The 24,506-nt window shown below is 70.8% G+C and carries 13 protein-coding genes; 5 read left to right on the plus strand and 8 right to left on the minus strand.

Features of this window, described 5'->3' with window-relative positions; all coding sequences use genetic code 11:
- A complete protein-coding gene (locus tag WME75_RS18035) occupies window positions 1-4,470 on the minus strand; it encodes a hypothetical protein (RefSeq protein WP_437492410.1) in 4,470 nt (1,489 codons plus the stop codon).
- A gap of 142 nt (window positions 4,471-4,612) precedes the next feature.
- Here WME75_RS18035 and WME75_RS18040 point away from each other — a divergent pair, with 142 nt between their 5' ends.
- The 5 genes from WME75_RS18040 (at window position 4,613) to WME75_RS18060 (ending at window position 11,541) form a co-directional block, all read left to right on the plus strand.
- Window positions 4,613-4,891: a type II toxin-antitoxin system prevent-host-death family antitoxin gene (locus WME75_RS18040; protein ID WP_437492412.1), complete on the plus strand. Its 279-nt coding sequence runs from the start codon at window positions 4,613-4,615 to the stop codon at window positions 4,889-4,891.
- On the plus strand, window positions 4,888-5,265 hold the full coding sequence (locus WME75_RS18045) for a type II toxin-antitoxin system RelE/ParE family toxin (RefSeq protein WP_437492414.1): 378 nt from the start codon (window positions 4,888-4,890) through the stop codon (window positions 5,263-5,265). The genes WME75_RS18040 and WME75_RS18045 overlap by 4 nt, the downstream gene beginning before the upstream one ends.
- Before the next feature lie 151 nt (window positions 5,266-5,416).
- On the plus strand, window positions 5,417-7,828 hold the full coding sequence (locus WME75_RS18050) for a peptide ABC transporter substrate-binding protein (protein WP_437492415.1): 2,412 nt from the start codon (window positions 5,417-5,419) through the stop codon (window positions 7,826-7,828).
- A gap of 192 nt (window positions 7,829-8,020) precedes the next feature.
- Window positions 8,021-9,037, plus strand: coding sequence for a UDP-glucose 4-epimerase GalE (galE, locus tag WME75_RS18055; RefSeq protein WP_437492417.1), 1,017 nt, complete (start codon window positions 8,021-8,023; stop codon window positions 9,035-9,037).
- Between the two features lie 179 nt (window positions 9,038-9,216).
- Complete coding sequence (locus WME75_RS18060) at window positions 9,217-11,541, plus strand: peptide ABC transporter substrate-binding protein (protein WP_437492419.1); 2,325 nt, start codon at window positions 9,217-9,219, stop codon at window positions 11,539-11,541.
- 176 nt (window positions 11,542-11,717) lie between these two features.
- On the opposite strand, the gene WME75_RS18065 is transcribed toward WME75_RS18060, so the two are convergent.
- The 7 genes from WME75_RS18065 to WME75_RS18095 form a co-directional block, all read right to left on the minus strand.
- A complete protein-coding gene (locus WME75_RS18065) occupies window positions 11,718-13,838 on the minus strand; it encodes a protein kinase domain-containing protein (protein WP_437492421.1) in 2,121 nt (706 codons plus the stop codon).
- Window positions 13,839-14,049: 211 nt separating this feature from the next.
- Window positions 14,050-19,431 carry a trifunctional serine/threonine-protein kinase/ATP-binding protein/sensor histidine kinase gene (locus WME75_RS18070; protein ID WP_437492423.1) on the minus strand — a complete coding sequence of 1,794 codons (5,382 nt, stop codon included), beginning with the start codon at window positions 19,429-19,431 and terminating at the stop codon, window positions 14,050-14,052.
- Entirely contained in the window at window positions 19,431-20,780 is a 1,350-nt protein-coding gene (locus tag WME75_RS18075; RefSeq protein WP_437492425.1) for a hypothetical protein, read from the minus strand. The genes WME75_RS18070 and WME75_RS18075 overlap by 1 nt, the downstream gene beginning before the upstream one ends.
- A 4-nt stretch (window positions 20,781-20,784) precedes the next feature.
- Window positions 20,785-21,828, minus strand: coding sequence for a hypothetical protein (locus WME75_RS18080; RefSeq protein ID WP_437492427.1), 1,044 nt, complete (start codon window positions 21,826-21,828; stop codon window positions 20,785-20,787).
- 33 nt (window positions 21,829-21,861) lie between these two features.
- Entirely contained in the window at window positions 21,862-22,146 is a 285-nt protein-coding gene (locus WME75_RS18085) for a hypothetical protein (protein WP_437492428.1), read from the minus strand.
- Between the two features lie 237 nt (window positions 22,147-22,383).
- A complete protein-coding gene (locus WME75_RS18090; protein WP_437492430.1) occupies window positions 22,384-22,569 on the minus strand; it encodes a hypothetical protein in 186 nt (61 codons plus the stop codon).
- Window positions 22,566-24,434 carry a sigma 54-interacting transcriptional regulator gene (locus WME75_RS18095; RefSeq protein WP_437492432.1) on the minus strand — a complete coding sequence of 623 codons (1,869 nt, stop codon included), beginning with the start codon at window positions 24,432-24,434 and terminating at the stop codon, window positions 22,566-22,568. The genes WME75_RS18090 and WME75_RS18095 overlap by 4 nt, the downstream gene beginning before the upstream one ends.
- Window positions 24,435-24,506 lie beyond the last annotated feature (72 nt).

A 24,506-nucleotide genomic window follows, 5' to 3' on the forward strand; every position in this document is an offset into this window, starting at 1 on the left:
CTACGGGGCGGCCTGCCCGCGCGCGGCGGCGAGCAGCCGCTCCAGCGCCTCCTTCGCGCGCTGCCGGCGCTGCGCCTCGGGCACGGCGCCAGCGCGCAGGCGCTGGATGTCGGCGCACGTCGCGGCGCGGGCGCCGGGCGGAGGCTCGCCGCAGAGCCTCGCGTGCGCGCCGGGGTCGCGCGCGTCGCGCGGCGGCGGCTCGCCGGCGAGCACGGCCGCGGCCGCCTCGATGAGGTGCGCGGTCGCCGCCGCCTCGGCGTTGTCCCCCCTCCACCGGTCGACGAATTCGGGTTGCTTCGCGAGCTTCGCGAGGACGTCCCAGCGCTCCGCGCGCACGGCGAGCTCCGTCGCGAAGAGCACGACGCTCAGGTTGCGGCCGAGGTCCGGGAGGGCGCGCGTCTCGCCGTCGAGCGCCAGCACGTCGTCGACGACGCTCCCGTCGAGCGCCGCGGCCGCGCAGCTCACCGCGACGCTGAGCAGGTCGGCGCGCAGCGCCGGGCCGAGGGAGGGCGCGCGGCCGAGCGCGCGCGCGGCGGCGAGGACGAGCGGGCCGCAGTGCCCCTCGCGCCGCTGCCGCGCCAGCATCACGCCGGCGTCGTAGAGCCGGCCGCTCCGGCGCAGCGCCTCCACGGCGGCCGTGAACGCGTCGGGATCGTACGTCCCCCGCTCCGCGGCCGTGAGGAAGCCGTCGAGGCTGCGCAGGGCGGGGCACGCCGCCGCGCTGCCCGCGCGCCGGAGGTGCGGGAGCTTGCCGAGCACGTCCGCGATGCGCAGCGACAGCGCGAGCGGGTAGGCGTCGCAGTCGGGCGCTTCATAGCCGCCGAGCTCGACCCTCGCCCCGGTGCACGCGAGCGGGCCGGCGACCACGGCGAGCGAGCGCGCGGTCCTCGCGACGAGCGGCTGGATGCCCGGAGCGGCGGCGAGCCCCGCCGGGAGCGGATCGAGCAGCGCCGCGACCGCGGCGTCGTCCGCGTCCGGGGGCAAGAGGCCGCGGACGAGCGTCCAGAGGTCGCCGGCCAGGAAGGGGTGGCCGGCCTCGGCCGCGAGCTGGGCGTCGATCGCGAGCAGCGCGCGCGCGTCCTGTCCCCAGGCGAGCGGCTGGTCCTGGCGCAGCGCCCGCTCGCCGAGCCGGAGGCCGAACGAGAGGGCGGCGATGGCCCGGCGCGCCGCGGCGGCGCCGCGCTCGGCGTCGCCATCAAGGAAGTGGTAGGCGGCCGCGAGCGCCGCGGCGCCGACGTAGGCGCGCCCCGCGTCCTCGTCGCTGCGGGGCGAGCCCTCGGGCGCGAGCGCCGCGGTGAGGGCGCCCGAGGGCTCGCCGCGGGTGCGGAGGCCGAGGCCGAGCTGGAAGCTCGTCGACCTCTCGAGGAGCCCGCCGCCGTACGAGACGTCAAAGCTGAGCGAGAAGACGCGGGTCGCGGTCATCTCCTGGTAGCGGTAGGTCATGCGCGGCACGCGCAGGCCGCGCTCGTCGGCGGCCGCGAGGACGCTGTCGAGCGCGTCGCGCGCCTCGGCGCGCCGGCCGCCGGCGAAGTCGCGCACGGCGCCCATGATCGCGAGCACGTCGCCCGCGTCGGCCGTCTGGCAGGCGTCGTCCGACGCCTTGCGCATCGCGTCCGCGTAGGCCGACGGGTCCGGGACGACGCCGCGCCGGGCCTCCGCGATCTCGCTCAGGTACGAGAGCACCCACGCGACCCGGCTGCCGCTCTCGCTCGCGAGCGCGACGGCCTCCGGCGACGGCGGCCTGCCCACCACGGCCGCGCCGAGGAGCGAGGTGAGCAGCCCGAGGTCCGCCTGATCGCGCAGCCCGAGCGCCGAGAGCGCCCGGGCGTAGCCGACGAAGAGGCCCAGGAGGTCGCCCTCCGTCCGGGAGGCGGGCAGCGACGCGAGCGCGTCGAGGAGGGCGCCGCCGCCCGGGCCCTGCCCGGCGCCGGTCTGCGCCGTGTCCTCGCGGAACGCCGCGGCGAGCCCGCGGAGCACCCGGCCGATCGGGGCGCCGCTCTGCTCTGCGAAGCGCTCCGCGGTGGCGGAGGAGAGGAGCGCGCGGGCGAGGGCGTAGCCGCCGGTGAGCGCGTCCGGGAGGCCGCTGTCGCCCCAGCTGGAGAGGCCCGCGGCGACGGCGGCCTCGGCGTCCGCGGTCGGGACGGTGAAGCGCACGCGGGGCTCCGATGCGCCGGCGCTCGATCGGCTCGCCGCGCGAGCCGCGCCGGCGCTGGGCGCGGCGAGCAGATCGAGCGCGTCGGAGAGGAGCGTCACGAGGAGCCGCGCCCGGCGCACCCACGCGCCGTCGCCCTGCCTGTACCGCGGCGCGAGCAGGATCCGGCCGCGGACGTCGCCGAGCCGCGCGAGCGCGCGGCGCGCCTCGGGGCTCGGCCCGCGCCCCGCGGCGGGGCAGGCGTCCGTGGCCGGGGGCGGCTTGCGCGAGCGCTCGGTGAGCAGCACGGCGATGACGCCGTCGGCGAGCGCGGTGACGTCCTCGACGAGGCCGGGCGGCGGCGCTTCCACGTCGCCCGCCGCGCCGGCGCCGGCGTCGCGCGCCGCGAGCCCCGCGACGGCGCGCCGGAGCGCGTCGCGCGCCGCGCGGCGCTCGGGAGGGAGCCGGGCCGCGTCGATCGCCCGCGGATCCAGCGCGCCGGCGGCGTCGAGCGCGGCGTAGCGCGAGAGGCTCGCGGCGAGCGCCGCGAGGCCGGGGTAGGGGAGCGCCGGCGCGGGCGAGAGCGCGCGCTCGATCTGCGCCGACGAGAACGCGAGATCGGGCGACCGATCCGAGAGGAGCTTGTACAGCGCGTCGGCGGCGTAGAGGCCGGCGACGCCCCAGCCGGTCTGCGCGGTGAGGTCGCCGCGCAGCTTGGCGGTGAGGGCGCCCTGGAGGGCCAGGAAGTGCGCGGGCTGCACCTCGGGCGGGTACGACATGCCCGCGAAGACGCCGGCGAGCGCCGCGCCGAGGACCGCCTCCGGATCGCGCGCGTCGGCCATGCGGCGCTGCACGGCGACCTGCGTGAGGTCGACGATGGCGTCGCGGAGGCGCTCGTCGGCGAGCACCCCGGGGCTGTAGGCGAGGGGGATCTGCGCGAGCGCGCGGTAGCGGCGCGGCTCGGCCTCGGCGAGCGCGCGCAGCGCGGCGAGGTGCGCGAGGCCGAGCTCGGTGACGCGCCGGTGGACGGCGCTGCCCGCCTGGCCCGCGGCGGGCGCGGGGCCGCGCTCGTAGAGCAGGCTCGGCGCGTGCGCCCACGCGGTGCTCGTCTGATCGACGGCGCGGACGAGCGCCTCGTAGCGCGGCAGCCACGCGTCGAGCGGCAGCCGTCTGCCCGGCGCCTCCGCCGCGGCGCTCCCGGCGGCGGGCGCGGCCGATGCAGCGGGCGCAGCCGATGCAGCGGGCGCAGCCGCGGCGTCGCTCGGGGCGAGGGCGCCGGCGAGCGCCGCGGCGAACACGAGGTCGCGCGCGCCTGCCATGGGCGGGGCGACGTCCCGGCCGCAGCCCGGGGCCTTCCCGAGCAGGTCGTCGAGCGCGGCGCGCCGGTCCGCCGGCACGGCCCGCAGCACCGCCGCGCCGCGGGCGCGCCACGCCGCGCGGCTGTCCCGGGCCGTGCGCACGCGGAGGAGGTCGCCGTAGGGCGTGTCGCCCGGCGCGGGCGGAGGATCCAGCCGGGGGGCCGCGGGCGCGCCGGCGGCGCCGGTCGCGTCGCCGGCGTCCTCGAGCGCGACGCCGGCCGTCCCGAGCAGCTGGAGCGCGTACCGGCCGCGCAGCACCGGCTCGTCGTTCGGGTCGCGCCCCTTCAGCGCGGCGGCGAGGGCGTCGGCCGCGCGCGCGGCCTCGACGTAGCGGAAGCCGCCGGCGGCGCCGAAGGCGCGGCGCACGAGCGCCGCGAGCGCGATGTCGTCCGCGACGCGCGCGAGCGCCGCGTCGCCGCGCGCGATCGGCGCGACGCCGGCCATGAACGGCGCCAGCGGGTCGCTCGGGAAGAGCTGGACCGCGCCGCCGCCGCGAGCGCGCGCGTGGACGAGGTGCTCGACCCCGAGGGCCTCGCCGATCGCGAGGAGCAGCGCGTCGGCGCCCAGCGCGCCGGGGGCTGGCAGCGGCGCGGCGCGGATCCACGTCGCGTCCGCCGCGCCCCCGCGCTGCGCCTTGCCGGCGGCCTCCGCGCCTGCCTCGACGATGACCGCGACGCGCGGCGTCGCTCCGCCGCGGCGGTCGAGATCGCGGAGCAGGAGCGCCCACGGGTCGCCGGCGTCCCGGGCGGCGCGGGCCTCGACGTAGCCCAGGGCGAGCTCGCGCGGCGCGCGGCCTTCGGCGAGGGCCGCGGCGAGGGCGCGCTCGCACGCGTCGAGGTGCGCCGGATCGCAGCGCGACGCCGGTGGGGGCGCCGTGCCCGGGGGGCCCGCGCCGCCGCAGCCGACGGCGAGGAGCCCGAGGACGAGCGCCGAGCAGACCGAGAGAGCGCGCGACGAGGCGACCACGCGGGCGTGCAGCATGACGGGCGCGCGACCTTACACGAAGACCGCGGGCTGGCTGCGGTAGTATCGCGGCTCGATGAGGTCGACTGCCCCGCCGGGTTGCGACGACCCGGGGGATCCGTTACCAGATCCGTTCAACTCGATGCGACAGGGGCACCGCATGGCGATTTCTCCCGAAGACATCGTACCGCTGAGCCAGGCGGAGGCCCGGCTCACGGAGCTCGCAGACGAGGTTCGCGCGGGCCACGAGAAGATCCTCACGCGGAACGGGGAAAGCTACATCGCCCTCGTCGACGCGCGCAGGCTCGATCACTACCATCGCCTCGAGCGGGAGCACGTCCACCTCACGCTGCTGGATGAGGCGGAGCGGGGCCTCGACGATCTCGAGGCAGGGCGAACGCTGAGCGTCGAGGAGCTCCGCGAAAAGCACGGCCGATGAGCCGTCGCGCCGCCGTTCGGGTCACCGAGAACTTCGAGCGCAACCTGGACGAAATTCGGCGGTTTCTGGAGGAGGCGGAGCTCGCCTCCGCTTTCGGCGATCTGCTGGATCTTGTCTTCGACGACGTGATCCCGAGCCTGGAGAGCTCTCCTCAGATCGGGTTCGACTTCCTGGCGCGAGCGCCGCAATCGGCCGAGGTCGAGGCGCGGATCCAGGCGCTCCAGCGCCGTCTCGGCCCCGATTCGTCGCTGCGGGAGTACATCGCCGGCGATTATCTGCTGCTCTATGCGCTCAGCGGCGAGCGCATTCATCTGCTCGCCATCAAGCACCATCGCCAGCTCTCGTTCGACCTGCGGGCGCTCTGGCGCCGGTGAGCGCACGGACGTCCTGGATCTCCGTGCGGCCGTAGCGAAGTCCGCCGGGCCGTGCAGCCGCCTCGCGGCGAGGCCACGCATCACCTGCGACGCGCCCGGACCAGGCAGCCGCTGCCTTCCTGCCCCCCGGGCGCCGTGCTACTCCCGCGGCATGCGACGGGCTCCGGAGCGACGAGGTGCCGGCGGCGAGGGGGGTGGCGGGAGCGCCGGTCGCGCGGCGCGGGGCGCCCTCGCGGCGCTCGCTCTCGCGTGCCTCGCGCTCGCGGCGTGCAGCGAGGGCGAAGGCGGGTACGCCGGGACGATCGCGCGCGTCGGCAAGGACGAGGCGACGATCTACATCAACAACGGCACGGAGCCCGAGTACGTCGACCCCGGAAAGTCGAACGACTCGGCGAGCTCCACGCTGATCCAGCAGCTGTTCGAGGGGCTGACCACCTACGGCGCCGGCGACCTCCGTCCGGTCCAGGGGGTGGCGACGCGCTGGGAGCAGAGCGACGATAACCGGATCTATCGGTTCCACCTGCGGCCCGAGGCGCGCTGGTCGGACGGCAAGCCGGTGACGGCGCACGACTTCGAGTACGCGTGGAAGCGCGTGCTGCGCCCCTCCACCGCCTCGCTCGCCGCCACGAACCTCTATATCGTGAAGAACGGCGAGCTGTTCAACCACGGCAAGCTCAAGGCGCTGCGCGAGGCCGCGCCGCTCCGCGTGGCCGCCCGGCCCGACGCGCCGTCCGCGATCGAGCTCCCCAAGGGGTCGTTCGTCGTGGTGCTGGCGCGCTCGCCGATCCAGGTCGACACCGCGATCGCGCCGCTCGCGGCGCTGCCGGAGGGCGCCGCCGCGGTGACGTTCACGAAGGGCGACGCGAAGGCCGGCCCCGGAGACCGGCTCGTGTTCGACGCTGCCGCCGGCGGCGCCGCGCCGCTCGGCCCCGCGTCCGGCGGCGGCTGGCAGGGCGCTGTTGTCGACATCGTCCGCGCGGGCCCGCCGTGCCAGTGCAACGGCGCCGCCGATCGCTGGTTCGAGGTCGAGCGGGGCGGCGCGCGCGGCTTCCTCCCGGGCTGCCTGCTCGTCCCCCCCGCCGCGGGCAAGGACGGCGCGGGCGCCGCGCCCCGCGAGACGTACGCGGTCGTCGCGCCGCACGCGGACCTCCCCACGTACGACGCCGCGGCGGCCCCCGCGGCCGCGCAGGGCGAGCTCCCGGTGGGGTTCGTGCCCGACGCGCTCCTCGTCGAGGACGACGGCGCCGTCGGCGTCCGCGCCCGGGACGACCTCACGCTCGACGTGCAGCTGGAGCAGCCCACGCCGTACTTCACCGATCTCACGAGCTACGTGACGCTCTTCCCCGTGCGCAAGGACGTGATCGAGGCGTTCGCCCAGCGCGGCGAGCCCGAGCTCTGGTTCCGCCCCGAGAACATCGTGGTCAACGGCCCCTACACGCTCGATGAGTGGAAGTTCCGTTACGAGATCACGATGAAGCGGAATCCGATGTACTGGAACCGCGACAAGCTGAAGATCCACCGCGTCGTCTGGCTGGAGATCGAGCAGTACAACGCCGCGATGAACATCTACAAGGCGGGAGATCTCGATTACGGAGGCGACAACTCCTCGCTCCCCGCCGAGCACCTGGACTGGCTGTCGACAAAGAAGGATTTCAAGCGGTTCCCCTACCTCTCCACGTACTGGCTCGAGTTCAACACGAGGAAGCCGCCGGTCGACGACGTCCGCGTCCGCTGGGCGCTCAACCTCGCGGTCGACAAGCAGCAGATCGTCGAGAAGATCACGCGGGGCGGGCAGACGCCGGCCACGCACTACGTCCCGGACTACACGGGCTCGGGCTACGACGAGGCGCTCGCCGAGGACAGGAGGCTCGGGGTCGACCCGTTCTCGTCGCCGGACGTCCTGTTCAACCCGGAGCGCGCCCGCGCGAAGCTCACCGAGGCGGGCTACGAGGTCGTCCGGGAGGGCGACGGATACCGGGCGAAGAACTTCCCGGCCCTGGAGATCCTCTACAACACGAGCGAGGGGCACAAGCAGATCGCCGTCGCTGTCCAGGACATGTGGAAGCGTCACCTCGGCGTCTCCGCCACGCTGCGGAACGAGGAGTGGAAGGTGATGCTCAAGAACGTGCGCGACGGCAACTTCCAGGTCGTGCGGTTCGGCTGGATCGGCGAGTACAACCACCCGGCGACGTGGCTCGGCACGCTGCTCTCCTACAGCCCGCAGAACCGGACGGGCTGGGCCGACAAGGAGTTCGACGACCTGATGCGCACCGCCGCGGCGACGCCCGGTCGGAAGGAGAGCATCCAGGTGTTCCGCAGGGCGGAGAAGCGGGCCGTCGACCGCATGCCCAAGCTGCCGCTGTATTTCTACACGAAGTCGACGCTTGTGAAGCCATGGGTCAAGGGGTTCAAGGGCAACGCGCGGAGCGTGCAGCTCGTGAAGTGGCTCTGGATCGACCCGCGCTGGCGCGACAACCCGTCGAACGAGATCGCGTTTCCCCAGCTCGAGTTCCCGGCGCCGGGCCGGCTCGGCCCGACGCTGGGTGGGCCGGCGGCGCCCTGACAGCCGATTCCCGTCCACCACGATCTCCGTCGCCGTCCGACAGCCGCGCCGCGCGGCCGCTCGGACGCGCGGCGCGACGCCTTCGCGCGGCCGAGCGGCCGCGGGGGGTGAGGGGACGTGCCCGTTGACGTGCTGGCCTGGGCCATGGCCTCATCCAGGGGAGAGCAGCATGGACCCTCTCGGGAGAACGACATGAGCAAGACGATCCTGGTCACCGGAGGCGCGGGTTACATCGGCTCGCATACCTGCGTGGAGCTCCTCCACGCGGGCTACCGAGTGGTCATCCTCGACAACCTCTGCAACAGCCGCAAGGCGGCCGTCGAGCGCGTGGAGCGGATCGCCGGCAAGCAGGTGACGTTCGTCGAGGGCGACATCCGTGACGCCGCGGGGCTCGATCGGTTGCTCGCCGAGCATCCCATCGACGCGACGATCCACTTCGCGGGGCTCAAGGCGGTCGGCGAGTCGGTCGCGAAGCCGCTGTCGTACTACGAGAACAACGTCGCCGGGACCGTGTGCTTGCTCAAGGCGCTCGACGCCCGGGGCGCGCGGAAGCTCGTGTTCAGCTCGTCGGCCACGGTCTACGGCGATCCGGAGCGCGTGCCGCTGGACGAGGCGTGCCGCCTCGGGCCGACCAACCCCTACGGGCAATCCAAGTTCATGGTGGAGCACATCCTGCGCGACGTCGCGGCCACCGGGGGCTGGTCGCTCTCGTCCCTGCGCTACTTCAACCCGGTCGGCGCGCATGCGAGCGGGCTTATCGGCGAGGACCCGAACGGCATTCCGAACAACCTGACGCCGTTCATCACGCAGGTGCTCGTGGGGCGGCGCGACAAGCTCCAGGTGTTCGGCGGCGACTGGCCGACGCCGGACGGCACGGGCGTGCGCGACTACATCCACGTGGTCGACCTCGCGCTCGGGCACCTCGCCGCGCTGAAGCGCATCTTCACCGTCGGCGACAGCTTCACCGTCAACCTCGGCACCGGGCGCGGATACTCCGTGCTCGAGGTGGTGGCCGCGTTCGAGAAGGTCAGCGGGAAGCGGGTCCCCCACGAGATCGTCGCCCGGCGCCCCGGGGACGTCGGCTCCGTGTACGCGGATCCGGCGCGCGCGGTGGAGCTCCTCGGCTGGCGCGCGGAGCGCGATCTCGAGACCATGTGCCGCGACAGCTGGCGCTGGCAGGAGCAGAACCCGAAGGGGTTCGCCGACTGACGCGGCATCTCCCGGGCGTGTTCCTGATCCCGTGATGGGAGGATTTTGAACCACAGAGAGGCACAGCGGGCACAGAGGCGAGAGAAGGAGATTCTTTCATCTCTCTTCTCTTCTTCCCTCTGTGTCCTCTGTGACTTTGCGCTTCATTCTCTCATGAAGCCCGGGACCCAGGAGCCGCGATGACGCCGTTCGCTCTCACCCACGAGCCACTGCGCCCGCGCGTCGCCCTCCTCGGTGCGCTGCTCGCGCTCGCGGCGTGCACGGGCGAGGGCGATGGGTACGTCGGGACGACGGCGCGCACCGGCAAGGACGTCGCGACCTTCTACGTCAACAACGGCGACGAGCCGGAGTACCTCGATCCCGGCAAGGCCGTCGACTCCGTGAGCATCACGCTGCTCCAGCAGCTGTTCGAGGGGCTGACCACCTACGCTGCCGGCGATCTCCATCCCGTGCAGGGGGCGGCGACGCGCTGGGAGCAGAGCGACGACAACCGGATCTTCCGGTTCCACCTGCGGCCCGAGGCGCGCTGGTCGGACGGCAAGCCGGTGACGGCGCACGACTTCGAGTACGCGTGGAAGCGCGTGCTGCGCCCCTCCACCGCCTCGCTCGCCGCCGCGAACCTGCACATTCTCAAGAACGGCGAGCTCTTCAACCTGGGCAAGCTCAAGGCGCTGCGCGAGGCCACCCTGCTGCGCACCGCGCCGCGGCCCGACGCGCCGCCGGCGATCGAGCTCCCCAAGGGGGCGTTCGTCGTCGTGCTCGGTCAGTCGCCCGCCCGGGTGGCATCGGGGGTGCCGCCCCTCGCGGCGCCGCCTCCCGGGGTGGCCTCGGTGACGTACGCCGAGCCCGACGAGGAGACCGGCGCCGGCGAGCGGCTCTCGTTCGACGCGGCCGGCGCGGCCCCGGTGCCCGCGCCGCTCGACGCGGTCCCCGGCGGCGGGTGGCGGGACGCCGAGGTCGCCCTCCTCGCGGCCGGCCCGCCGGTCGCCTGCAACGGCGCGGCCGACCGCTGGTTCGAGCTCCAGGGGCCGCAGGGCCGCGGCTATCTCCCGGGCTGCCTGCTCGCGCCGGCCGCGTCCGCCGAGTACGCCCTTGTCGCGCCCCACGCGGCCCTCCCCACGTACGACCCCGCCGCGCCGCGGGTGGCGCCGCTTCCCGCCGAGGCGGCCGGGTTCGTCGCGGCATCGGCGCTCGTCGAAGACGACGCCGCCGTGGGCGTGCGGGCCCGGGACGACCTCACGCTCGACGTGGAGCTCGAGCAGCCCACGCCCTACTTCACCGATCTCACGAGCTTCGTCACGCTGCTCCCGGTGCGCCGCGACGTCATCGAGCCGTTCGAGGCGCGCGGCGAGCCGGAGCTCTGGTTCCGCGCCGAGAACATCGTGGTCAACGGGCCCTACCAGCTCGATGAGTGGAAGTTCCGGTACGAGATCACGATGAAGCGGAACCCGGCGTACTGGGCCCATGACGCGCTCAGGATCCACCGGATCGTCTGGATGGAGATCGCCCAGTACAACGCCACCCTGCAGCTCTACAAGGCAGGGGACCTCGATTATCTGGGCGACAACTCCGAGCTCCCGTACGACCACCTCGGCTGGCTGTCCGGGAAGAAGGACCTCCGGCGGATCGACTACCTCTCGACCGTGTACTACGAGCTCAACACGAGGAAGCCGCCGCTCGACGACCCGCGCGTGCGGTGGGCGCTGAACCTCGCGATCGACAAGCGCGAGCTGGTCGAGAAGATCACGCGGATGGGGAAGCCCGCGACCCACTACGTGCCCGACATCACCGGATCCGGCTACGCCGAGCAGGTGGCGGAGGACAGGGCGCGCGGCGCAGATCCGTTCTCGAGCCCCGAGGTCAGCCACGACCCCGCGCGCGCCCGTGCGTTGCTCGCCGAGGCCGGATACGAGGTCGTCCGCGAGGGGGACACGCTCCGCGCGAAGGGGTTTCCGCCGCTCGAGGTGCTCCACAACACGGGCGAGGGGCACGGGCAGGTCGCCGTGGCCATCCAGGACATGTGGAAGCGCCACCTCGGGGTCTCCGTGACGCTGCGGAACGAGGAGTGGCGGGTGATGCTCAAGAACCTCCGCGACGGCAACTTCCAGGTGATCCGGCTGGCCTGGTACGCCGACTACAACCATCCGCAGACGTGGCTCGGGACGTTCCTGTCGTACAGCCCCCAGAACCGGAGCGGCTGGGCAGATGCGGAGTTCGACGAGACGATCCGCAAGGCGGCCGCGATGGCCGATCCGAGGGAGAGCATCCGGCTCTTCCGGACGGCCGAGCGGCGGGCGCTCGACGGGATGTTCAGGATCCCGCTCTACTTCGAGGAGAAGTCGACCCTGGTGAAGCCGTGGGTGAGGGGGTACATCCCCAACGCGCGGAACACGCAGCTCATCAAATGGCTCTGGATCGACCCCGACTGGCAGCACAGGCCGGCAGGCGAGCCCCCGCCGGCGCTGGAGATGCCGCCGCCGGGGCGGCTGGGAGGGGGGCAGTGAGCGTTCCCGGGCGCTCCAGCGACGCGTCGCACGCGGCCTTCACGTACTCGGGCCGCCCGTTGATCCTCGCGCCGCCCCCGGCCCGCGCAGCGTGACGCCGAGATCGAGCGCACGGTGATCGTGGCCATCGCCTCGTCGCGGTCGGCATCGGTCGCGCCCCGTACGCCATCGGCCCGCTACCGCGGCTCCCCGCCGCGCCCGAGCTGACGAGCGGGCGCCTCGTCCAGGTGCTGCCCGAGTGGTCCTGGCGCGCGGGCACCATGCACCTCGTCCATCCGAGCGCGCGGCACGTGCGGAGGAGCGTCGCGTTGCTCCGCGATTTCCTCGTCGCCTGGGGCGTAATCGGCGGCGCGGGGGTTTGCCCGCGTGGGCTCCATGGCCACCACGGCCGTCGGCTCGTCGCCGAGCAGGGGCCGCGCCGCCCCGCGCTCCAGCACCCTGTACACCGTCGTTGGCTCCGCCCTGGGCCAGATGCTCCGCGCGCCGGCGTCCTCGAACGTGAAACCCTTCCGGGCGGCACGACATACCGCCTCATCGACGAGGATCTCTCCGGACAGCGCTGCACGCGACAGGTGTGACGCGGCGTTCACGGCCTCGCCGAGCACCGTGTAGCCGAGCCGCGCGCACGCATGCGAGCCGACCTCCGCCGCGAGGACGCTCCCCGTCGAGACTCCTGTGCACACGCCGTGAGCGTAAGGCGAGTCCTTGCCCGTGCGCTGAGCCATCGTCTCGATCTGCCCGCGCACGGCCATCGAGGCCCTGAGCGCCCGCTCGAGGTGATCCGGCCCGTGGAACACGGCCATCGCGGCGTCGCCGACAAACTTGTCCACGACGCCGCCCTGCGCCAGGAGCTCCGGGACGATCACCTCGAAATTGGCGTTGAGCAGCCGCGTGGCCTCGGCGGGCGGACTCTCCTTCGCGACGCGGGTGAACCGGAAGACGTCGATGAATACGACGGTTGCGTCCAGCGCCTCGCTCGCGGCCGCGCCCGCGGGCCCGAGCGCCCGGAGCCGCTCGACCAGGGCCGCGTTCGTGAACTTCCGCAGGAGGTCGTTCTCCTCGTTCGCCTGGGCCTTCTGTCGCTGCTGCTCCACGGCGCGGAGGGACTTCTCGAGGGTCGTCTCCAGGTCATCGAGGTCGATCGGCTTGCAGAGGAAATCGAATGCGCCCCGGTTCATGGCGCGACGTATATTGATCATATCGCCGTACGCGGACACGATGACCGTCCTCGCGAGCGGGTTCACCTCGGGGATGTGCTCGAGCAGGGTGAGCCCGTCCATGACTGGCATGTTGAGGTCCGTGACGATGACGTCGATGTCCTGGTGTCGCCGGAGCTCGTCGAGCGCGAGCTGGCCGTTGTCGGCAAAGATGAGCTCGTAGGCGGCGCCGCTCTGGCTTCGGCGGAAATGCAGCTCCAGCAGGAGCTGGATGTCGGGCTCGTCATCGACGACGAGGATCTTGGCGAGCTTGCTGCCCGCGCCGCATACCGCGGCGAACGCTGCGCAGAGCTCGCGGGCCGATTGGAATCTCCGGGTCCGGTCCTTCGCCAGGGCGCGCTCGAAGAATCGATCGAAGCCGGGGAGCAGGGCGGCGTTGAGCGACGACAGCGGCGGGAACGGGTCAGTGCAAATACTGATCAAGAGCTCCGGCAGCTTCTCGTGAGAGAACGGAAAGCGACCGGTGAGCGCGCGGTAAACGATGACGCCTAGCGACCAGAGGTCGGTCAGGGGGTGGGGGACCGCGCCGCGGACCTGCTCCGGGCTCATGTACGCCGGGGTTCCGAGGCGCGCGCGCGGCCAATCGTGCTCCTCGAACAGCCGCCATCCCACCCCGAAATCGAGGATCTTCACGGTTTCGCCGGACGCGCCCCGGGCGAGGAAGATGTTCGCCGGCTTGAGATCGCAGTGGACGATGCCTGCCAGGCTCGCGGCCTCGAGGCCCGAGCTGATCTGCCTGAGCAACGACAGCACGGCCGTCGCCGGAAGCTGACACGCGCGACCAAGCCTGCTCTCGAGGTCCTCCCCTTCGAGCAACTCCATGACGATGTACGGCGAACCCTCGTCGATCCCGTAATCGTAGACCTGGACGATGTGCTCGTTCCGGAGCCGGGCGACCGTCATCGCCTCTTGCTCGAAATTACGTCGTGCCTCGAAGGAGACGACGTTCTCGGGCATCATCAGCTTGGTCGCCACCGGCCGGCGAAGCAGCTGATCGAAGGCCTCCCAGACGACCCCCATGCCGCCGCGGCCGATCTCGCGCCCCAGCGCGTACCTCCCGCCGACTGTTCGCTCCTTCACACGAGCATTGCCTACGCCCGCGCCCATATCGCGTCAACTGGCATCACGCCGGCCGCGACAGGGCGACGCGGGGCTCAACGCGACTTAACGTAATCAGATGTAGGTGTCGCACAGTGCGTCCACGCAGGAATATAGAATCATGTCTATCACCGAGCTCGCGAGATCTTTCCACGGATTCGCGTCCTCGTAGTCCATCGTGATTGAATCGGCGCTAGCGAAGCTCGCGAGCCGCTTCATCGTGCGCGCGGGCGCGCGGAAGCAAGACGCGGAAGGTGGTGGAATGACCTTCCTCGCTCTCCACCGTCATCTGCCCGCGGTGGCCTTGCACGACGATATCGTACGAGAGCGACAGGCCGAGGCCGGTCCCTTGTCCGGAAGGCTTCGTCGTGAAGAACGGCTCGAAGAGCTTGTCGCGGATGCCGTGCGGGATCCCTGGCCCGTTGTCCTCCACGCAGATCTCCACGAGATCCCCCACGGAGCGCGTGCGTACGGTCACCCTGGGCGAATAGGAGCGCCGCTCGGCGGCTCGCCTCTCGCGGACCGCGTACAGGGCGTTGCTCAGCAGGTTCAACATGACCTGTCCGATCTCCGGCGCGATCAGCTCGACTGCTCCGATCGACGGGTCGTAGTCGCGGAGCAGCTGGACCTCGGGCTCGTCGCCCTTGTCGCGGAGGCTGGGAAGCGCGAGCTTGACGTACTCTTCGATCAGCGTATTGAGCTCCGCCGGCTGCCGCTCGCCGGTGCGCACACGCGAGAGCTCGAGCATCGAACGCACGATGCCGTCGGCCCGCCTGCCGTGCTCGAGGATCTTCTGCGTGCTCGTGCGCAGGTCGCTCAAGGTATCGCACACCGCGGCGACGCGGAGATCGGGATCGGCGGCGGCGTCGATCAGCTCGTCGCACAGATCATTGCCGAGCACGCTGAAGTTGTTGATGAAGTTGAGCGGATTCCTGATCTCGTGCGCGATCCCGGCGGTGAGCTTCCCGAGGGCGGCAAGCTTCTCCTGATGAACGAGCTGCGCCTGCGCGGCGCGAAGGTGCTTCAGCGTGTCTTCCAGGTCGACGTTATTCTGCCGCAGCTCTTCCGTCCGCTGCGAGACCTTCTGCTCCAGGTTGGCGTAGAGGCGAGCGTTCTCGATCGAGATTGCGATCTGCGACGAGAGCAGGCGCAGCACTTCGATCCGCTTCGGTGTGAAGGCGCCGTTCGTCAGGTTGTTCTCGATGTAGAGCAGGCCGAGCGGCCCGTGCAGGCCCAGCGGGGTGCACAGGATCGATTTTGACCGCTGCCGGAGCACGTAGGGATCGTGGGTGAACAGGCCCTCCTCCGACGCATTGTCGAGGACGACGTCCCGCCTGGTGCGGTGAACATAGTGGACCACCGACTGTGCGATGTCCGGACAGCTGTCGACCGGCATGGATTGGAGGACGACGACGTGAGCCTGGTCCGTCGCGCCCGCGGCCTCGATGAAGAGCCGCTCGCCGTCGGCCAGGATGAGATATCCCCGCTGCGCGCCGGCATTTTCGATCACGATCTGCATGACCTGCCGGAGCAGGTCGCTCAGCACGAGCGCGCTGGACAGGACCTGGGCGGCCTTGATGACCGAGGTGAGATCCAGGCGCACAGAATGCGGGAGCTCGAGCCGCTCGGGGGGTGGCTCTGCCGCGCCTCTCGGGCCCGACCGGCTGAGCACGTCGCGGTATCGCTCGTCGAGGAGCGCGACCTTCCTCATCGCCCCCCAAGAGAGATAGAGATAGCGAGCCTCCTCCGCGTAGCCCTGGGCGACGCGGAGCTGCCCGCGGGCGCGGTAGAACCGGGCCGCGCACTCGTTCGCCAGCGCGGCGTACTGCACGAATCCATGCTCCTGCGCCTGCGCGATGGACTGGTCGTAGAGCAGCACGGCGCGCGCCTCGTGGCCCTCGAGGCGAGCCGCCTCCGCCTCGAGCAGCGCGTACTTGAACGACGACGTCTGGGGGCTGCTTTCGGCCCAGCGCTTGAGCGTGCTCCGGCCCCGCCTCAGGACCCCGCCGTAACCCTTCTTCTTGCTAGCAGGGGCGGTGGGATAGACCGCCACTACCGCGAGCGCGTGAAAGAACGCGTGGTATGCGGTGATATACATGCTCGGCTCGAGCCAATGCGGATATTCCTTCTGGATCTTCTCGGCGATCTCGATCGCCAGGTCGTGGCGATCGAGCAGGTAGGCGGACTGCAAATGCAGCACGTGGAAGGTGTCCGGCCCCGGGATCTCCGGCGTCTGATCCCACATGAAATCTGCGTCGCTCACGGCGGCCGGCGCGGCGTCTCGGAGGAGGGACGCCCAGCGCTGCACTGCCTTGCCGACCCGGATCACCGGCGGGGCGCCGATGCGCGACGCGAAGTCGAGGTAGCGCCGCGTCTCGGCCGCCACCTCGGGCAGGGGCGTCCCGAGCAGGGCCACGAGCGGGAGCCGCGAGCTCGCGCAGAAGCCGGCCTGGATGAGATCCCCCGCCTCCAGGCTGTACTTGAGCCCCTGCTCAAAGTACTCGACGCCCGCCCGCGGGTGCGTCGTGAAATGTATCAGAAAGCAGGCGATGATGAACAGCGTCTTGCTCGTCACCGGGGGGTCGTCGAAGCGCCGGGTGAGCTCCAGGGCGAGCCTCCCGAGCTCAGCCCCGGCGCGCGGCCGGCGGAACATCGAGCTCTGGAGCACGCCGTAGAACGCGTAGCCGAAGGACGACGTCGAGGTGTTGCCGTGGAGCAGCGAGAGCTGGACGATCTTGAGCATCAAGAGGGCCACCAGCTTCTCGCGTTTCCGCAGGTACGTGGGAAACCAGAGGTTCATGAGCAGACGCATCCCCGCCCGGATCTCGGGGGTCATGCGATCCGGCAGCGCCGCGAGGCTCTCGACGCTCTTCCCGGCGAGGCCCCATTGCACCTTCACGAGCTCCAGCCCCACCTGGGCCGCGCTCGGCTCGGCGGGTAGCGCGAGGCCGAGCAGCCGGAGCGCGGTGAGCCCGGCGTCGATGGCCTTGTCCAGCTGCCCGAGGTGCAGGAGGAGCGTCATGTGCGTCGTGTGGAGGGTGACCCGATCCATGCGAGTTCGGGCGCGCTCCTGGAGCGTGACGAAGCGCTCTCCCGCCTCCGCGAGGCGCGCGGTCAGGTACTCGCACTCGCCGTGCTGGAGCGCTAGCGCGAACATCTGATCGTAATCGGTGTCCCAGGCGCCCTCGCCGAGCAGCGCGGTCCCCGCGGCCAGAAACCGTAGCGCCGCTTCGTACGCGCTCGACGCCTTGGCCTTGCGTCCGGCCAGCAGATTCAGCGCCGCGAGCTCGCGTCGCTCCTTGGCATCCACCACGTGCGCTGCGCCCGCGTTCAGGTGGCTGACCATCTCGAAGAGGTTCTCCTCCCTGCGCTCGGCATCGTAGCGCTGCAGCAGAAGTCGCCCGACGCGGAGGTGGATCTCCTCGCGCCTGCCCGTGTCGAGGAGGGAATAGGCGGCCTGCTGCACGCGGTCGTGGACGAACGCGTAGGGCATCGGCACGTCCTTCAGCGCGGCGATGTCTTCGGGCGCGGCGTCCTGGAGCAGCAGGTACGCGCTGCCTTCCGGCGTGATGAGTCCCTCACCGACCGCCTCCCAGAGCAGGGAGGCCGCCTCGCCGGGCGTCCTTTCACCCGCGAGCGCGACAAGGTTCAGGTCGAAGCGATCGCCGAGGCACGCCGCCAGCTTCAACATCTCCTGGGTCTCAACGGGCAGTTTGTGAATCTTGCCGACCATGAGGTTGACGACGTTGTCCGCGATGCGCGCTGTCCGGATGTCCTCCAGCCGCCACGTCCACGGGCCCTCCTCCGGCCGCTCGACCGAAGCCTCGGGGTTGAAGACCAGAAGTCCGCTGCTGTGGAGCTCGTGCAGGAGCTCGCGCACGAAGAACGGGTTGCCCTCGGTCTTGCCGAAGAGAAGCGTCGCGAGCGGGGCGACGCGCGCCTCCGGGCATGCAAGGGTGTCGGCGAGGAGCTGGGTCAGCTCGGCCGGCGAGAGCGGGCGGAGCGACACGCGCGTCAACGGCTTTGCGGCCTTCTGAAGCTTGTCCAGCAGCAGCGACAGGGGATGTTCCGCCGCGAGCTCGTTATCCCGGTAAGCGCCGACCAGCAGTATATGCCGTGTATCACGCTCCAGCATGAGACCCTGGAGCAGGTTCAGCGACGCCGAGTCCGCCCACTGGAGGTCGTCCAGAAAAACGGCGAGCGGGTGCTCCTGCTGCGCGAAAACTTCGATGAACTGGTGGAAGGCGAGCCTCAGCCGGTTCTGCGACTCCGCGGGGCCGACCGCGGGCACCGGCGGTTGAGGGCCCATGACGAGCCCCACGTCGGGGATCAGGTCGATGATGACCTGGGCGATCCCGCCGAGCGCCTCGCGGAGCCGCTCTCTCCACCGGGCGACCCGCGCCTCGTCCTCGGTCAGGATCTGGCGGGCAAGGCTCTGGAACGCCTGGATGAATGAGGAATATGGTAACTCGCGCTCGAGCTGATCGAATTTGCCGGAGATGAAATAGCCGCACCGCTGCACGATGGGTCTCTGGATCTCGTGGACCAGCGTGGACTTGCCGATCCCGGCGTACCCCTCGACGAGGACCATCTCCGAGCTGCCCTCGATGGCGCGCTCGAGGGAGGCGAGGAGAGTTTCCCGCTCCGCCTCGCGCCCGTAGAGCTTCTGGGGGGGCTGGAGCGTCGACGCGGCGTCGTCGCGCCCGAGCTCGAACGGCGCGATCCGACCCTCGCTCGTCCACTGATCGAGGCAGCGCTCGAGGTCCCGGCGCAGCCCGCGCCCGCTCTGGTAACGCTCCTCCGCGGTCTTGGCGAGGAGCTTCATCACGAGCCGGGATAGGCCCGCGGGCGCAGCGCTCACCGCGTGTGGCGGGTCGGTCTTCTTCGCGATATGGCAGTGGACGAGCTCCATTGGATCGGTCGCGGTGAAGGGGAGACCGCCGACGAGCCGCTCGTAGAGGCAGACACCCAGCGAATAGAAGTCGGTGCGATAGTCGATCGTGCGATTCATCCGCCCCGTCTGCTCCGGCGACACGTAGGCGAGCAGCCCCTCGATGGCGGCGGGGCTGAGCGCGCTCTGGTTCTCGCGCGATAGCTGCGAGGCGATCCCGAAGTTGGTCAGCTTCACGGCGCCGGTGCGCAGATCGAGGTAGATGCTGCCCGGGTGGATGTCCTTGTGGACGATCCTACGCTCGTGGAGATCGCCGAGCGTGCCTGCTAGCTGGATCGCCAGGCGGAGGAGCGCGTCGATGTCGATGGCATCGGGGGCGAACGCGGAGAGCGGGAGGCCGCCGAAATCCTCCTGCACGAGCACCAGACGGCCCTGGTGATTCTCGATCGCGTAGGGGGCGAGGACGCCGGGGAGCGAGAGGCCGCTGCACAGGCGATGCTCGTGCCGGAGCCCGGCGGTGTCCTCCATCGAGGGGTACTCCGCCGCTGCCATCTTGAGGAGGACAGGAGCCCCGTCGCTTCTCCGGATGCCCCGGTACGTGACGAGCCGGGTTCCTTCGTGGAGGACGCTCTTCGTCTGATACCCAGGAATATCGTGCATGGTGCCTTGATAGCGGTGGTGCATCACTGCTGGATTTGAAGCCTTTGGGTGAGCATGTACATGAAGTCGCCCTGCCCCGGATCATCGATGAAGACGCCGCTTTCGTTCTTCGCCTTGAGCGGCGCACGAAGGTGACACTGCATGCACCCGCGCTCTTCCTCTTTCTCGGAATCTTGCTGATACGTCTCGAGCAGCGTGTTCTGGGAGTGGGATGGGACGTACTGCCACTTCTCCCCTCGCCTGACGGCCGACTGCGCGGCGATCAGCTTGTAAAACTGTGCCGGCGATTGCGGCGCGTGGGCGTGCAGCAGCGCGCGTACCTTGCAATTGAAGTCCACTGTCTCGGGCTGGATGGGGACCCGCCGGACGACCTGGGTGGCCTTCCGGTTGGGACCCAGGTGGGGGTTCTTGCTCTCAGGGTCGTTCTTTGGACAGGCCTCCGGCTTGCATTGCTTGTCATAGAAGAGCGGCTCCGCGAGCGGCGGCAGCGCCGGAGCCGGACAGGCGGGCTCGCCCCCGTCGTCCACGCCGTCGATGTGCTCGAAGGTGATCCACACCCACTTGGAATCGATGAAGGACAGCTTGTACCCGATGTGCATGCCCACCAGCCCGAACTCGCGCTGCTCCGGCGAGCCCGGCATCTCGGCCGCCCGCCGGAAGAACCGTTCCCGATGATCTTGCGCGCCCAGCGCCTTCCATGCGAGCTTGATGACCATCGATCCCAGCCGCTTTTCATCCGTGTTGGCCAGACCCCACGGGAAGAGCACACGGCTGAGCACTGCGCTCTGTCCCTCCGCCGTGTTGAGTTTGTTGTTTCTAATTGTGTCACGTGCAACCTGGTTCATCTGGACCTCGAAGCCTACCAGCTGGCCTCGCTGATCCCAAAGTTGATGCATGTCCGCCTGCCGGTCCGAGAGGATGTGCCGCCCCCCCGGGACGTCTCCCTTCACGTTGAAGACATCTTCCGACGTGTCCCACCCGTACCAGCGAGGAGCGCCCGGGCCCCCGAGGCTCCGCGCGAAGCGCAGGTACCCTCCGTCCTGCTCGACCGGCCAGTTCAGCGCGATGAACATCTGCCAGCCGAACGCGTCGAGCTGACGGATCGCCCGGTCCGTCTTCCCGTCGACGATGTTCGTTTTCAGGCTTTTGTTGACGTCGAGAGGGAGGCAAGGCGTGAGCTTGTCGGGCAGAACCGCGCCTTCCATCAACGCGTCAACGAATTTCGGTAGATCGTTCTCATACCCGGGACAGTAGAGGTAAACCTCGCCCTCGGGGACAAGCACCGCCGCATCAGGGCGCGACCCGCACCACACGATGGTCCCGACCAGGAAAATGAGGGGAGCGAAATAGAGGTTTTTGATCTTGCTGAACATGGTGTCACAGGAGTGAGAGGTGGAACATGAAACCCAGGTAGGCCTTGGCTTCGAGTGGCTCCGGAGGGCGATGGACGATCTTCATGTCGATCCAGCGGCTAAGGCGCACCGGCCGGGCGTACCCGGGGATCGCCTCGCGCGTCGAGCCGGTCCATGAGATCAACGCGTCTCGTTTCTCGGGTGTGCAAAGGCCATGCTCGACGCAGCGGTCGATTAGGGCGCGCCGGCCGGGGTCGGCGCCGCGCCTCGACGCGAACTCGATCCCGAGCCGCGGAAGCAAGCTCTCCCCGATCGTCAGGTCGACCCGGAACGTGTCGGGACCCGCGCCGAACGTGTCGATCAGCGAGGCCGCCTCGGCGAGGGAGCCTGGCCAGCGGATCGCGCCGAGGTATCCGAGCACCTGCTCCCTTTCCATCGCCGCGAAGAGCTTCAACACCGTGGGGCGGCGCGTCACCATGAAGCCGACGTGGACGATCCGCCCGCCGGCCGGCAGCGCCTCGACGCAGCGATGGAGGGCGGCCCGCGCCTCGGGTGCGAGAGGTTCGCTCGACAGCGCCGAGAGCGCCGCCTGCAGGGACGGCGCGCAGTCGTCGAGTCCGTGGCCAATTGCGTCCGGCGAGGCCGAGCCCTTCGGCAGAGAAGGGTCCACGCACAGGAGCACCGAGGGCATGAGACGACCGCGGGTAATCTCGCCGCTGTCGAGCTCGAGCCATATCACGGGGACCCGAGCATGGAGCGGCGACGCCGGGTCCGCCCAGATGCGCGCGAGCTCCTGGACGCGGCCCCAGATCGTGGCCTCCTCTCCCGAAGACGGCAGGCCTGTCGGCGTAGCTGCCATGAGGATCGGGCCCTCCGCCGCCATCACGGAGGCGCCGAGATCGACCTCGGCCGCGCCCGGGCCGAGGCGGCACTCGAGGTACGCGCACGATACGACTGGCGGGAGGCGCCGCGCCGCTCCGAGGACGCTCTCCCAGGCGCCCGGCGTGACGAGCGCCCCTGGGATATGAGAGCGAATACGGTCGAAGATCTGTTCAAGCGGCCAAGTCATAGTGAACCAAGCGCGAGGCCTCCCCGCGCCTCCTTACCAGGCGGGATCGTAGCTATCAGCGAGCTTCTTGATGACAGCCGTGTACAGGTCTGGATCGAGCCCGACCTTCTCGAACATCTTCCGCAGAGCTTGCTCCTGGGCATCGCGCGATGACCCCTTGAGGTACTCCGCGTCGGCTATCGCAGCCGCCTCGGTTCTACTGAGTCCATATTCCTTCATCACCCCATCTGGGTTGCCGTGGAACCGCTTCGTGAACTCTCGGTCATCGACGCGGTTGAGAAACTCGATAAATCGCGCGGACGGGATCGGTGTAGTCATGTTGCCTCCTCAAGAGACGCTGCAAGGCAAGGGGCATCGCCCCGCGTCGTCCTTCGTGAACCGCACCTGGGCCCTCACGCGCGTCGCCCCCGGCTCCGTTTGGGGCTTCTGGCGTCGACGTCGTCCGCCGCGCGCGTCGTGAGTCCTGCCGGACGCGCCGCAAAGGCGCGCCGCGTGTCGGAGTCGCCGATGCTGCTGGGTCAACCGGCAGGTCTTCGTTTCCCCGACGCGAAGCTGTCAGTGCAGCGGGCGTGCCAGCGGTTCGCGGACCACCGAGACGGTGCAGAGCACAAAAATCGGACGTGCTGGACAACGCGACAGCGACCGTTTGCCGGCCGGCAACTTCTTGCCGGCAATACTTTGCCGGCCGCCTCCGGCTGGCAACATCGTCAAAGCAATGACGTACGTGTCGGCTTCCGTCACGTACCGGGCTTGGCCACGCCAAGCACCTTCATGCGGTACGACAGCGTGCGCACCGGGATCCCGAGCCGCCTCGCCGCCTCCGTCCGGATCCATCCCGCGGCCTCCAGCGTATCGCGGAGGATCTTCGCCTCGTACTGCTGCAGCTTCCCCCGCACCGGCGCGCCCTCGACGCTGGAGGGCGGCGGTGAGGGCGGAAGGGCGCCCGCGGCGATGTCGGGAGATGTGCGCTCAGGATCCGACGCTCGTCCAGAATCGGACGCGTGCTCCGCGTCTGCGCGCGCTGCCCGCACGCGCGCCGGCAGGTCCTCCGGCCCCACGAGCGCGCCCCGCGTCACCACCACCGCACGCTCGATGGCATTGCGCAGCTCGCGCACGTTCCCGGGCCAGTTGTACAGCTGTAAGAGATCGAGCGCCGCTCTGGCGATGCCCTGCACGCTCCGCCCATTGGCCTCGTTCGCCACGCGCAGGAAGCGCCACGCGAGCGGCTCGATCTCGCCCTTGCGCTCGCGCAGCGGCGGGATATCGATCACCACCCCCCCGAGCCGATAATAGAGGTCGGCCCGGAACGCGCCCGATTCGCACATCGTCTCGAGATCGCGGTGCGTCGCTGCCACGATGCGGACGTCGGTCTCGATCTCGCGCGGCGAGCCCACCCGGCTGAAGCTGCCGGTCTCGAGCACCCGCAACAGTGCAGCCTGTGCGGCCGGCGGCAGCTCGCCGATCTCGTCGAGAAAGACCGTTCCGCCGTTGGCGTCCTCGAAGACGCCCTTCTGCTGCTGCAGCGCGCCCGTGAACGCGCCGCGCTCGTACCCGAAGAGCGTGCTCTCCACCAGATCCTTCGGGATGGCCCCGCAATTGACGCGCACCATGCGCCGCGTATTGCGCGGGCCGCTATCATGAATGAGTCGCGCCAATACCTCCTTCCCCGTTCCCGTCTCGCCATGCAAGACGACCGGGATCCGCGAGGCGGCCACGCGCTCGATGGTCGCGAGCAGCTCGCGCATCGCGGTCCCCGCGACGGGCGCCCCGCCCACGGTCTCCTCGACCGTCCAGGACGAGCTCGTGACGAGCTCGACCCGACGCGCGGGTGAGGCGCGGCGTGCGGCATCGCGCGCGCGCTCGACGAGCGCCTCCGCCGTGCTGCCCGCGTCCGGATGGACCGCGCCGCCGACGAGCAGGTCGACGTCGCCTTGGGCCGGGGCCGCGATAGCGCGCGCGATGCGCTCGGCGTCGTCCGCCCCCGTCTCGGGCAGGAGCACCTGCGCCGTGTCGACTCCATAGAGCGCGATCCGATCGACGGGGCGCAGACGCGCGCGCAGCACCTCGAGCCAGTGCCAGTCGTCCGGCCCCGCCGAGCCCGCGTGCACGGAGCGCACGAAGAGGAGCGCGAAGGGCCGGCGGAACTGCTCGGCCCGCGCGAGCTCCTCGTCGACGTGGCGCCGGAGCCTGTCCTCGCCCTCGATGCCGAGCGGCTCGCCCGTCGCTCCGAGGGCTTCAATCCGCACGACCACGCCACCGAGGAACACCTCGTCGCCGATGTCGAGCTCGGCTTCCTTCACGCGGCGGCCCGCGATGCGCGTGCCGTTGCGGGATCCGAGGTCCTCGACACGCACCCGTCCCCCGGCGAGCGAGAAGCGCGCGTGCTCGCGCGACAGCGTCGGATCCTCGATGCACAGGCGCGCGGGCGCCGTGCGTCCGATTGTCAAGGGCTCGTCAGGCGCGAGCAGGGCGCTCTGCACCCCTCTCGTGTGGTGCACGAGGAGCGCGACGCTGCGTCCCGCTCGCGTGAGCAGCGGGGACGCGGGGTGGTCTGCGAGCGTCTGCGTCGCACTGGCGTGCTGTCGTTCGGCTTGCTGGTCGGACATCCTGGCTCAAGGTCACATCTATCAGAGCGCAGGACGCTCGACCACGACGGGCAACGCTCGGGGGGCCCGCGT

Source organism: Sorangium sp. So ce1014, from assembly GCF_051521505.1.
Classification (GTDB): domain Bacteria; phylum Myxococcota_A; class Polyangia; order Polyangiales; family Polyangiaceae; genus Sorangium.

What these genes read in the sequence shown, in the direction of transcription:
- WME75_RS18035 (WP_437492410.1), bottom strand. Translation starts at nt 4,470, where the DNA reads ATGCTGCACGCCCGCGTGGTCGCCTCGTCGCGCGCTCTCTCGGTCTGC.
- WME75_RS18040 (WP_437492412.1), top strand. Translation starts at nt 4,613, where the DNA reads ATGGCGATTTCTCCCGAAGACATCGTACCGCTGAGCCAGGCGGAGGCC.
- WME75_RS18045 (WP_437492414.1), top strand. Translation starts at nt 4,888, where the DNA reads ATGAGCCGTCGCGCCGCCGTTCGGGTCACCGAGAACTTCGAGCGCAAC.
- WME75_RS18050 (WP_437492415.1), top strand. Translation starts at nt 5,417, where the DNA reads ATGCGACGGGCTCCGGAGCGACGAGGTGCCGGCGGCGAGGGGGGTGGC.
- galE (WP_437492417.1), top strand. Translation starts at nt 8,021, where the DNA reads ATGAGCAAGACGATCCTGGTCACCGGAGGCGCGGGTTACATCGGCTCG.
- WME75_RS18060 (WP_437492419.1), top strand. Translation starts at nt 9,217, where the DNA reads ATGACGCCGTTCGCTCTCACCCACGAGCCACTGCGCCCGCGCGTCGCC.
- WME75_RS18070 (WP_437492423.1), bottom strand. Translation starts at nt 19,431, where the DNA reads ATGCACCACCGCTATCAAGGCACCATGCACGATATTCCTGGGTATCAG.
- WME75_RS18075 (WP_437492425.1), bottom strand. Translation starts at nt 20,780, where the DNA reads ATGTTCAGCAAGATCAAAAACCTCTATTTCGCTCCCCTCATTTTCCTG.
- WME75_RS18080 (WP_437492427.1), bottom strand. Translation starts at nt 21,828, where the DNA reads ATGACTTGGCCGCTTGAACAGATCTTCGACCGTATTCGCTCTCATATC.
- WME75_RS18085 (WP_437492428.1), bottom strand. Translation starts at nt 22,146, where the DNA reads ATGACTACACCGATCCCGTCCGCGCGATTTATCGAGTTTCTCAACCGC.
- WME75_RS18095 (WP_437492432.1), bottom strand. Translation starts at nt 24,434, where the DNA reads ATGTCCGACCAGCAAGCCGAACGACAGCACGCCAGTGCGACGCAGACG.